A 10,613-nucleotide genomic window follows, 5' to 3' on the forward strand; every position below is an offset into this window, starting at 1 on the left:
CCCCGCCGTCCGCGCGACGGCGCGTCCCGGCGGGGCGGCCGGGCGGGTTCGGGCAGGGTGTCCTCTGTGCCGGTCCGCCCCGACTGTCCTGGTGAGAAGCGGTCATGTACGCGTACACGGCCACCCGTCCGGCACCGCCCGCCCCGCCGGTCCGCCCGGCCCGGCACGCGCACCGCCCGCTGCCATGGCTGGCCGCGGTCGCCGTGGTCTTCGTCGCCGTCCAACTGGCCCTCGTCGTACCGGGGTCGGGGCCGGCGTGGGACGAGACCGTCTACGTCAGCCAGGTCGGCGGCAACGCGCCGCCGGCCTTCTTCAGCGCACCCCGGGCCCGAGGCACCTCCTACCTGGTCGCCCCGCCCACTCCGGTCAGCGGAGTTCCGCGTACACGATGAGGTTGTCCACGGGGTGGCCGGCGGCGTCGAACGCGCCGTCGCAGGTGATCAGGCGGAGGACGCGGTCCCCGGTCGCTCCGTAGACCTTCTCCGTGGGGAAGCCGTCCTTCCTGACGGATTCCTTCGCCGTGACCGTGAAGTGGCTCTCCTCGCCCGCTCCGTCGGACACCGCGATGTCCGCCCCCTCGGCGATCTTGTGCAGGTCGTGGAAGACGGCCTTGCCGAACCGTGTGTCGTTGTGCCCGATGAGCACCGCCGCGCCCGGCTCGCCCGGGACGGCCCCGCCCGCGTACCAGCCCGCCGTCATGCCCTTCTCGGCCGGCGGTACCTCCACCGTGCCGTCCTCGTTGAGCCCGAGCCGCATCAGCGTGCTGTCGATGCCGAGCGAGGGGACCGTGACCCGCGTCGGAGCCGGCGCCTTGAGGGCGTCCGGCGATTCCGGGGACTCCGGGGTTTTCGCAGACCCCGTCGACCGCGTGGAGGCGGTGGTCCCGGAGGACGCCTGGGGCTCGTCCGCAGCACCGCAGCCGGTGAGCGGTACGAGCAGCAGGCCGGCCGCTGCGGCGAACACGGCGATCCGCGACGAGGGGTGCGGTGTGAAGGGCATGGGTACTCCGGTGCGGTGTGCGGACGAGGAGGGGAGGGCCGAGAAGGGGGAGAGACGGCGGATGGCGCCGCCCGTCGTCGGGCGGCGCCATCGGGAGGGATCAGCCGTTGCGCTGAGCGGCGGACCGGCGGCGCAGCACGTAGGTGCCGGCGCCCGCGAGCAGAACCGCGCCGGCGGCCGAACCGTACAGCGCGGTACCACCGCTGTCTCCGGCCGGACGCTCACCGGCGTCCACGCCACCGCGCGGCACCGTGCCGGCCGGCACGGACTCTGCCGGAACCGGAGACGGGGCCTCGGTGGCCTCGCCGCGCTGAGGCGCGGGGGTGGGTGTGGCGGTGGTGGCGTCGCTGACGACGGTGGGCTCCGAGGCGGGCGTGCTGTCGGCGACGGCGGCCGCGGACGGAAGCAGTACCGCGCCCAGAGCGGTGGCGGCGAGGACCGCGGTGCGCAGGGTCGGACGAAGGGACATGAAGAACTCCGATTCCAGCCCGGCGTAGGTCGGGCCGACGCGCGGACGCGCGCCGGTGGCCGGGCAGGCCCCCAGACTGGAGGGGAGTTGTGAGAAACCTGTCAGGTAGCCGTGTTCATCGCATCAAGGCCCTTCGCCGTCGCCCGTCGCGCCAGGTCCCGCTGCCGGAAGACGCAGGGTGAAGACCGACCCCTCGCCCACCGTGCTCACGACGCCGGTCGTCCCCCCGTGCGCCTCGACGAGCTTGCGGACGATCGCCAACCCCAGGCCGCTGCCCCCGGTGCGGCGGCTACGGGACTTCTCGGCGCGCCAGAACCGGTCGAAGACGTACGGCAGATCCTCCGCGCCGATCCCGCTGCCGGTGTCGGCGACCTCCACCACCACCCCGCCGCCCCCGCCCAGCTCGTCCTTGAGGGCCTTCTCCGCCCCGGGCCCGTCCGGGTACGCGCGCAGGGTCACCCGCCCGCCCGCCGGAGTGTGCCGTACGGCGTTGGACACCAGATTGCCGATCGCCTGCCGCAGCCGCACCGGGTCGGCGGTGAATGCGGGGACGGGTTCCCGCCCGGCCGGCGCGGCCACCGTCAGACGGACCTTCGCGGCCTCGGCCTGCGCCTGGTGGGCAGCGGCGACGTGGGCGAGGAGGTCGTCGATCCGTACGGGTTCGGGGTGCAGGCGCAGGGCCCCCGCGTCGGCCGCCGCCAGGTCCTGCAGGTCGTCGATGATGTGCTGCAGCTGCACCGCCTCCTCCAGCAGCGAGGATATGAACGTCGCGTCCGGCTCGGCGATACCGTCCTGGGCCCCCTCCAGCCAGCCCCGGATGTTGCTCAGCGGGGTACGCAGTTCGTGCGCGACGTCGCTGACCATCACCTTGCGCTGCTCCTCCAGCCGGGCCCGGTGCTCGGCCATGTCGTTGAACGCGGTGGCCAGCCGGCCGACCTCGTTGTCCGTGGTGACCAGCACCGGTGCCGAGTCCTGTCCGTCCCGCAGACGCTGGGCCGCCCCGGTGAGCGCGTGCAGGGGGCGCACGAGCCTGACCCCGGCGAGGACCGAGGCGCCGACGGTGAGGGCGAGGACGAGCGCCGCGACCCCGATGATCTTGGCCGTGTTGGTGGGGGACAGGTCGAAGCCGGGGACGGTGCCGCCCCCCGGGTCGCTGATGAACAGCAGCGCGGGTGAGGCGACGTAGGAGCTGAGCTGCTCCTGGCGGGCGATGCCGACGCACGAGGCGATGTCCCGGTCGTTCTCACTGTCCCGGCCCATGGTGGTGGGGACGGGTACGGGAGTGGCCACGAGCTCCCGGGGAGAGCTGGGCGTGGGTGTGGGCGCGTCGGTGGCCTCGCCGTACTGCGGTGGGAAATACCCGTTGCCCGAGTCCCAGGACAGGTCGAGATCGAGCTGTACGGCTTCGCGCCCCTGCCGGTCCAGACACGCGTTGACGAGCTCGTTGAGCGCCGTCAGGGCCTTCGCCTCGGTCCTCGTCGGGGTGTTCAGCGTGTCCGTCGTACACCGGCTGTCCCGCACCCGGTCGGGGTCGTTGCCCACGACCTGGATCCTGGGGCGCCCGCTCGGGCTCTCCACCAGGTCGGCCGCGATCCCGGTCCGGCCGAGGCACTGGACGGCCTCCTCGGCGGTGCGCCGGAGCGACGAACGCTCGGCTTCCGGCAGCCGGAACGGACCGACCGCCCGGGGGTCGATCCGGTCGTTCCCCGACTGCGTCACCATGAGGGGGCCCGAAGGGCCGACCGTGCCGGGCGGCACGGTGGCGGCAGGCGAAGCGGCGTCCTCGTCCGTTGCCGTGTCGGCCGGGTACGCGGCTCCGTCGGACGGTGACGCGGTCTCGCCGGCCCCGGACCCGTCCGCACCGGTGCTGCCGACCGTGACGGGCGCGGCGCCGACCGAGGTGGAGCCGGCACCGGACGCGGTGGCCGTCACGGACAGGGGGTCCACGACCGCCGACGCCTCGGGGGGCAGGGCGGGCGGAGGCGGTGAGGAAGCGGCGGAGTCGGCGAGGATCTGCCGGTTCTGCGTCGTCAGCGTGACCCGCCGGTCGGAGGCGTCCGCCAGTTCGCGGACGGTGTCCCCGACACCGTCCCAGGTGGCGTGCTCCGCCGCGTAACCGAGCAGGGTGTCGAGGACCCTGGTGTCCGCGGCGAGGTTGCGGCCCTGCTCCTGCTCGATCGCCCCGGACGTGGTCTGCACCGCCAGCCAGGCGGTCGCCGCGACGGAACAGGACGCGACGAGCGCCGACACGGCCAGCAGCCGGCCCAGCAGGCTCTGCCGCCGCCGCCCGCCGCCGTCCTCAGCGCGCCGACGCACGCGCGGCCTTCTTCGCCGGGTCCACGAGCTTGTAACCGACCCCGAAGACGGTGAGCAGCCGGGCCGGGCGCCGGGGCGCGTGCTCGATCTTCTTGCGGAGGTTCATGATGTGCACGTCGACCGTCCGGCTGCTGATGTAGCGGTCGAACCCGTGGAGCTCCGCGAGGAGTTGCTCGCGGGTGAAGACGCGTCCGGGCTCGGCCGCCATGGCCGACAGGAGCCGGAACTCGCCGGGTGTGCAGGTGATCCGTACACCGTCCACCGCCACCTCGTGCCGCCGCGGGTCGACGGTGAGCGTCCCCACCCGTACGACGGGGTCGTCCCCGTGGTCCGCGTCCCGCCGGGTACGGCGCAGGAGGGTGCGTACCCGCGCCATGAGCTCCCGGGGGCTGTACGGCTTGGTCATGTAGTCGTCGGCGCCCAGGTCGAGTCCGAGCAGCAGGTCGTCCTCCGTCGACCGCGCGGTCAGCATGAGGACCGCCAACTCGCGCTTCTCCGCCCGCAGAACACGGACCACGTCCAGCCCGTCGGCCCGAGGCATCATCACGTCGAGGACGAGCAGGTCGGGCGCCCCGTGCCGGGCCTGCTCCAGCGCGGCGAGGCCGTCCGCCACCACGGTGACGGAGTGCCCCTCCCGTTCGAGGTAGCGGCGGACCAGCTCGGCCTGCTTCGCGTCGTCTTCCGCGACTATCACGTTTGCGCACACGGGGACGATCGTAGGGGAGCGCGGGAGGCCGGAGTCCCCCGCCCGAACAGGCCCGCGGCGTGCGGGGCTCGCCTCCTTCGGGGTGGCCGCGACGGCAGCCTGGCCGGAAAGTGTCCGGTGTCGGACTCGCACGACGTGAAAGGTTGTACGAGCTGAACGGCCATCCTGAGGAGTGAGCACCGCATGAGCGGGACCGGCACCGATTCCACGGCTTCCACGGCATCCGCCGCCTCCGCGGTATCCGCGGCTTTCACCACCGACCGTGTCGACACCACCAGGCCGCACCCGGCCCGGATGTACGACTGGTTCCTCGGTGGAAAGGACAACTACCCGGTCGACGAGGAACTGGGCCGACGGCTCCTCCGACTCCAGCCGGAGATCAAGCAGTTCGCCCGCCACAACCGCCGGTTCATGGAGCGCGCCGTACGCCACCTCGCCGGCCGGGGCATGAGGCAGTTCCTCGACATCGGCTCGGGCATCCCCACCGAACCCAACCTGCACCAGATCGCCCAGTCCACCGCCCCCGACGCGCGCATCGTGTACGTCGACAACGACCCGATCGTGCTGGCCCACTCCGGAGCCCTGCTGCGGAGCACCCCGGAAGGCGTGACGCGGTACATCGACGCCGACGTACGAGAGCCGGACAGGCTCCTCGAACTGGCCGCCGAGACCATCGACTTCACCCGGCCGGTCGTACTGTCGCTCGTCGCCCTGGCCCACTTCGTGCCCGACGGGGACGGGATCCACGACCTCGTGGCCCGTTACGCGGACGAGCTCGCCCCGGGAAGCCACCTCGTCCTGTCCCAGGCCACCGGCGATTTCGACCCCGAGGCCGTGGCCGAAGGGGTGGCGGCCTACGCGGCACGCGGGGCCACCTTCGTGCCCCGCACACATGCCGAGGTCAGCCGCTTCTTCGACGGCCTGGAACTGCTCGAACCGGGGGTGGTCCCGCTGGACGAGTGGCGCCCGGAACTCCACGCGGACACCGGCGAACCCGACGGAACCGGTCCGGTCCCGATCTACGCGGGCGTCGCCCGGAAGCCCTGATCCGGCCGCCCGCGTTCCCGGCACACCCTGGGGGACGCCTGACGGGGACCGGAATCGGCCATGTCCCCCACAGGTGAGACCTCAGCCCGTCGGGTCGTCACCTGGACCGCTGAGGCGCAAGGCGGGCGCGCGGGCCGGGGCGCGGGCGCGCCGAGGTGAAGGGGACCGGCTCCACGGGAATGAGCCTCTCCGTGCCGCCGTGCCGCCGTGCCGCCGTGCCGCGGTGCCGCGGTGCCGCCGTGCCGCCGTGCCGGCGTGCCGCGGTGCCGCTGTGCCGCCGTGCCGCCGTGCCGCCGTGCCGGCGTGCCGCCGGAGGTGCCGAGTACGCCGTTCCCGGCCCGGGTGCCGGTGGGGCCGGGGAGCTCCAGACCGGTGCGTCCGGTGCGTCCGGTGCGGCCGTGGCGCACGCCCTGGTCTGCCGAAACTCGTTGAGGATCTGCTGTGCCTCACTCCTCGGCAGCACCGGTCCGGGGCGGTTCGGTACGTACCTGTTGGCGAGGGAGCCCGCGCGACCACCCTGCCGCTGTCTGCCGGACGGGCTTCTGGGCAAGCGTGGTCCCGGCCGGCCAGCCGCACATCGTGCCCTCCGGCTGGACGAGAGACAGGGTCCGGGAGGGCTCGGCCCCGTCCGCCAGCGCCAGGGGCCGGCCCCGCAGCCGGTCTCGGCCTTCAGCGAGGGGCCTGCCGAACACCCTTCGGGCGGCCGGCACGCGCAGGGTGCACGGGCCACCTGTGCGGTCCGGTCCGACTCAGGGCCCGCGCCAGACGTTGGCGAAAGCCGCGTTCTCGATGGTCCGCCTCTGGCGTACGGCCTCCAGCTCCATCACCGCATCGTGTACGGAGGCCACCACGGCCGTGACCGCCTCGTCGTCGAAGCCGGGTTCGTCGTCGGGCCGTCCGTCGTCGATCCCCACGGCGGCGGTGAGGGCGACCAGGACGGGCTCCTTCTCCTCCCAGCGGTCGGACGCCCGTCGGTGACTGGGCGTATCGACCGGTTCCACACGTGCCGAGCCGAAGGACAGCGGTCCGCTTCGCTTCCGTGTCAGCTCGCCGGCCTCCTCCAGCGCGGCCTGGTAAGCGGCCGAGAGATCCCGGCCCCGGCGCCACAGCCAGTCCTCGATCCGCTCGTACGGAGGTTGCCGGGTGAGCCGTTCCGCAGCCTCTTCGAGGAGCCGGTCCTCCGGCGCCGCCGCACCGCCCGGCACGATGCGGTCGTCGTCCACGGCGACGGCCCCCGTACCGATGAGATCGATGAGCTCGGCTCCCGCGAGCGCGAGCGACAGGTCGCCCTGTCCCACGGTCTGCTCCGGCCTCTGTTCCATGGAGACGATGAACAGGTCTTTTGCGGTGGTCATGAACAGCTCCCCTCGTAGACATCGGCAAAGGCACGCCCTCACCTGCGGGGTCCGCATCAGGAGCCGGTCCGGCGGCGAGGCCACTGTCACGACCAGTATCGCCCCGGGCGGCCGTAGCCCTGCCGCAACAAGGCGCAGCGGGCCACTGCTGCTCCCGGTCGCCCCACGCGGCGCACCAGCGCCTGGAGGACAGCCTTCTCCCGCCCCGGACCGGCCGCTCAGTCCGCCGCCGTGAGGCCGCCCGACGCGAGCCGGTCGGTGAGGTCCCTGGCCAGGGACCTGCCCAGCGACCCCGAACGGGCGAGGAGGCGCTCGAACGACGTGATCCGGCGAAAGGTTTCGCTGTACGGCGCCTGCTCCTCCAGCGGGAGTTGGAGAACCGCCAGGCGTCGCACGTCCACACGGGACGAGGTCGAGGCGTGGGTCCCCGCGTGGCGGCCGTTGGCCGGTGCTCTCAGACACCCGGCGAGGAAGTGGGCGTCCATCATCTTCGGGTCCACCCGCAAGGCGAAGAGCTGTGCTCCCAGGGCGACCGGCGGCCCCTCGTGCACCCACGCGTCGAACGCGCGGACCACACCGGCCACGATGACGTCGCCCTCCTCCGCGATCGTCTGGTGCTCGCCACCGGTGATCCAGGCGCCGGGGGGACCGTCCAGCAGCAGGTCCGGGACGGTCAGGAGAGGAATCGATTGTTCTCGGGGATCACGGAAGACCTCCACCGACTCCGGGGGGTGCGCCCCCGGTCTCAGCGCGAGCGCGCCGGCCTTGACCAGGTCGCCGACCGTCGTGGTGGACTGTCGGCCTCCTCCGGGCGGCCGGGCGCTGTCCAGGGAGGCGAAGGTCCGGCTCAGCTCCCGCAGTGAGGCCAGGGCGTCGCCCAGCTCACCCCAGTGCTCGGCCGATTCCTTGCCGCGCACCTCGGGCCGAGCGGCCACGTACCGGCCGGGTGTCACGTCGACCTCGTCGTCCAGGAGGTCGAGCAGCGGCACCCGCGCCGCTCCGTGCGGTAGCTCGGCCGCACGGTCGTCCAGGCGGCCCACCGAGGTGAGTGCCAGCGACTCGACGGCTTCCCAGTCCGGCCCCCGGCCCCCGGCCCCCGTGTGCGTCGAGGCGTCGACCAGCAACAACGCGTCCTCGCCGCTGCCGCTGCCGCTTCCGCTGTCCGCGCGCTCGTCGGGCGCGCGCAGGACCCACAGCTGGAGCGACACGCTGTGCGGCTGAGCGCAGCCCGGCGGCAGCGCCACCACGGCGCGCAGCAGACCGTGCCGGAGCAGCGAACCGCGGACACGCCGCCCCGCGCGGCGCGAGGCGACGGCCGGGGGGAGCACCACCACGGCGGTTCCGCCCGGCCGCAGGTGAGCCAGCAGGTGCTGCACCCAGGCGAGTTCGGGTTCGGTGCGGGGCGGAAGCCCGTGGACCCAGCGCGGGTCGGTGGCGAGCTCTTCGTAGCCCCAGTCGCGTTCGTTGAAAGGAGGGTTGCAGAGCGCGATGTCGGCCCTCAGCTCCGGGCAGGGGTCCTCGCGGAGGGAGTCGGCCGTCGTGATCCTGCTCCGTACGTCCTGGCCGTCCCCGGCGAACGCGAGCCGCGCCTCGGTCAGCTCCGCCAGCGCGCCGTCGATGTCGCACCCGTACAACTCAACCGGCTCGGGGCCGCGTTCGGATACGGCCGCGGACAGGAGGTGGCCCGATCCGCAGGCGGGATCGAGCACCGTCAGGGGGCCCTGTCCTGACCCGGTGCGCGTCCGCAGGGCGATACGCGTCATCAAGGAGGCAAGACGGGCAGGCGTCGCGCTGACCTGACGTACGTGTGCGTCCAGCCAGCGTTGCAGCAGGAACTCGAAGGTGTGCGTGGCCCCTTCCCGCTTGCCCAGCTTGACGGTTTCGGTGACGAGGGTCCGGGCTTCCGGCGAGAGCGGGGAGGAGGTACGGGCGCCCTTGCCGCGCATCCGGTGCGCTGCGTACGCGATGGCCAGTCCGGCCTCGTCCCGGCCGGCCAGCGTCTCGAACCTCGGCCAGAGCAACTCCAGGCCGCCCGCCTCGTCGAGCTTGTTGTTGTCGCGGAGCCACTGCTCGACCTCGGTCAGCGCGAACTGCGGCTTGACGTCGGAACCACCGATGCGCGCCGGGAAGGAGTCGTGGCGACGGCGCCAGTTGCTGACGGCTGCCCGGCCCACTCCGGCGATCCGCGCGATCTCGGCCAGGCTGACCGGCACGGTTTCGGGCGACGTCATCGCGATCTCCAAAGGGCTGGCAGGCGGGAGAAGGAGGGCCACACTGACGATGAGGCTACTACGCTATTGACTTGGTTCACAGCATGGTACGCCTGTGTGGCGATGGTGTGAGGCAATCGTGGAGGGTGCGCGAGGGGGCGCCGAGGCCACCGGCCCCCGGCTGCCGGGCCGGGGCGACCCTGCGGCCAGGGCCGGGGGCGCCGCCTGTCGCTTACGGCTCTCCCGCTCGGGTGATGTGTATAAGAGACAGGGCCCAGACCTCGGCGTCATCGGCCGGGACGGTGGTGGCGAGCTTCAGCTCCTTGCGGGCGGCGACCGTCTTGTTCGGGTCGATGCCGTCGAAGGCCACGTCGTAGGCGACGTAGAAGGTGTCCGTGTCCTTGGCCGAGGCCGCCTTCTTCCACGCCTCGGCGGCCCCCGTCAGCTGGGCGTGCAGCTTGACGGTCTCCGGCTGCTCGATGTCCTTCAGTGCGGCGAGGTGGGTGTCGAGAGCCGCGCCCACGGCCTTGGCCTGCTTCTTGTAGCCGTCGAAGTCGTCCTCGACGCTCTCCGCCTCGGGCTGGTTCGTCCACAGCGTCTCGTAGAGGGCGTTCGAACCCTTCAGGTACGCGAGCTGATCGGAGCTCAGGTCCGCGCTCTTCAGGGAACCGGAGAACGTGCCCTTGTCCTTCGCGTAGGTGCAGCTCACCGCCCGGTCACCGGTCTTCCAGCTCTCGCTGGTGGGGAAGTAGTAGAAGAGGTCGACGCCCTCGGGGATCGCCCAGGTGTCCGAGATGAACTTCTCCGCCACGGCCGGGCAGCGCTCGTCCGCGATCTGGGTGGCGCCGTCCTCGCCGGGGTACTTCGACTCGCCCTCGATCTTGAACTCGCCGACGACCTGGCCCTCATGGGCTTCGTCGCAGGGCACGATCTCGACGCTGAACTCCTCGGTGTCGGTCACCCCGCTGTTCGGGTTGTAGCAGTCGCCGGTGGCGAGGGAGAAGACCGAACGCTGGCGCACCGCCTTCTTGGCGCCGGACTTGGCTTCCTCGACGATGTCGGCGCATCCCGTCGCTCCGACTGCCAGAAGGGCGACGACGGCAGCTATGGAGCGCAGGGAACGGGGCTTGGCACCGAAAGACATGGCTGGAGAATCCTCAAAAGGAGAAACGGGGGAACAGATGTGCGCATCGTATGGCACTGCTGTGACAGTGGTGTGGGGGGCGGCTTCTCGGCCCGGAGGGATCGAAGGGGCGAGCTGAGAGCGTCGACCCCTGAACGTGACGGCGGGTGCCGTGAGTTCAGGGGGTGCGCGGCATTCGAGAAGATGACACTTTCCAGTGAAGCACACTTGTGAACACAGTCAATAGCTGAGATGCTGAGAGGGCGTTGAACCGGGACGGGTTCGCGGAGCCGTGCGTGACCGTGTCGGGCGTGATCGCCCCTCAAGTCGGCCGGTGTGCGGGCGACGGCCGGCGCCGCGGCCGCTGACCAGCGGGCATGTGCCGCGT

At 72.3% G+C, this 10,613-nt stretch carries 9 protein-coding genes; 2 read left to right on the plus strand and 7 right to left on the minus strand.

The window, feature by feature from the left end; genetic code table 11:
• Positions 1-104: 104 nt before the first annotated feature.
• Positions 105-392, plus strand: a complete 288-nt coding sequence (locus IH13_RS0117460; RefSeq protein ID WP_031085480.1) for a hypothetical protein — start codon at positions 105-107, stop codon at positions 390-392.
• Here the strand turns inward: IH13_RS0117460 and IH13_RS0117465 are convergent.
• The 4 genes from IH13_RS0117465 to IH13_RS0117480 all read right to left on the minus strand — a co-directional run bounded on the left by IH13_RS0117465 (position 367) and on the right by IH13_RS0117480 (position 4,490).
• The gene (locus IH13_RS0117465) at positions 367-999 is read right to left on the minus strand and encodes a class F sortase (protein WP_031085482.1); all 633 of its coding nucleotides are present in this window, start codon (positions 997-999) and stop codon (positions 367-369) included. The genes IH13_RS0117460 and IH13_RS0117465 overlap by 26 nt on opposite strands.
• 100 nt (positions 1,000-1,099) lie before the next feature.
• Positions 1,100-1,468: a hypothetical protein gene (locus tag IH13_RS0117470; protein ID WP_031085484.1), complete on the minus strand. Its 369-nt coding sequence runs from the start codon at positions 1,466-1,468 to the stop codon at positions 1,100-1,102.
• A gap of 123 nt (positions 1,469-1,591) precedes the next feature.
• Positions 1,592-3,784, minus strand: a complete 2,193-nt coding sequence (locus tag IH13_RS0117475; protein ID WP_031085486.1) for an ATP-binding protein — start codon at positions 3,782-3,784, stop codon at positions 1,592-1,594.
• On the minus strand, positions 3,768-4,490 hold the full coding sequence (locus IH13_RS0117480; RefSeq protein ID WP_199814715.1) for a response regulator transcription factor: 723 nt from the start codon (positions 4,488-4,490) through the stop codon (positions 3,768-3,770). Before IH13_RS0117480 ends, IH13_RS0117475 begins: the two co-directional genes overlap by 17 nt.
• A 183-nt stretch (positions 4,491-4,673) precedes the next feature.
• Here IH13_RS0117480 and IH13_RS0117485 point away from each other — a divergent pair, with 183 nt between their 5' ends.
• Positions 4,674-5,537 carry an SAM-dependent methyltransferase gene (locus tag IH13_RS0117485; RefSeq protein WP_082317632.1) on the plus strand — a complete coding sequence of 288 codons (864 nt, stop codon included), beginning with the start codon at positions 4,674-4,676 and terminating at the stop codon, positions 5,535-5,537.
• A 749-nt stretch (positions 5,538-6,286) separates the two neighbouring features.
• Here IH13_RS0117485 and IH13_RS0117490 read toward each other — a convergent pair.
• The 3 genes from IH13_RS0117490 to IH13_RS0117500 form a co-directional block, all read right to left on the minus strand.
• Positions 6,287-6,892 carry a GOLPH3/VPS74 family protein gene (locus IH13_RS0117490; RefSeq protein WP_031085492.1) on the minus strand — a complete coding sequence of 202 codons (606 nt, stop codon included), beginning with the start codon at positions 6,890-6,892 and terminating at the stop codon, positions 6,287-6,289.
• A gap of 218 nt (positions 6,893-7,110) precedes the next feature.
• Complete coding sequence (locus tag IH13_RS0117495; RefSeq protein ID WP_031085494.1) at positions 7,111-9,123, minus strand: N-6 DNA methylase; 2,013 nt, start codon at positions 9,121-9,123, stop codon at positions 7,111-7,113.
• A gap of 211 nt (positions 9,124-9,334) precedes the next feature.
• Complete coding sequence (locus IH13_RS0117500; RefSeq protein ID WP_051835862.1) at positions 9,335-10,246, minus strand: septum formation family protein; 912 nt, start codon at positions 10,244-10,246, stop codon at positions 9,335-9,337.
• Positions 10,247-10,613 lie beyond the last annotated feature (367 nt).

Source organism: Streptomyces sp. NRRL WC-3549, from assembly GCF_000721935.1.
Lineage (GTDB): Bacteria > Actinomycetota > Actinomycetes > Streptomycetales > Streptomycetaceae > Streptomyces.

Coding starts and splice junctions, on each gene's coding strand:
- IH13_RS0117485 (WP_082317632.1), top strand. CDS start 4,674: ATGAGCGGGACCGGCACCGATTCCACGGCTTCCACGGCATCCGCCGCC.
- IH13_RS0117500 (WP_051835862.1), bottom strand. CDS start 10,246: ATGTCTTTCGGTGCCAAGCCCCGTTCCCTGCGCTCCATAGCTGCCGTC.
- IH13_RS0117470 (WP_031085484.1), bottom strand. CDS start 1,468: ATGTCCCTTCGTCCGACCCTGCGCACCGCGGTCCTCGCCGCCACCGCT.
- IH13_RS0117460 (WP_031085480.1), top strand. CDS start 105: ATGTACGCGTACACGGCCACCCGTCCGGCACCGCCCGCCCCGCCGGTC.
- IH13_RS0117465 (WP_031085482.1), bottom strand. CDS start 999: ATGCCCTTCACACCGCACCCCTCGTCGCGGATCGCCGTGTTCGCCGCA.
- IH13_RS0117495 (WP_031085494.1), bottom strand. CDS start 9,123: ATGACGTCGCCCGAAACCGTGCCGGTCAGCCTGGCCGAGATCGCGCGG.
- IH13_RS0117490 (WP_031085492.1), bottom strand. CDS start 6,892: ATGACCACCGCAAAAGACCTGTTCATCGTCTCCATGGAACAGAGGCCG.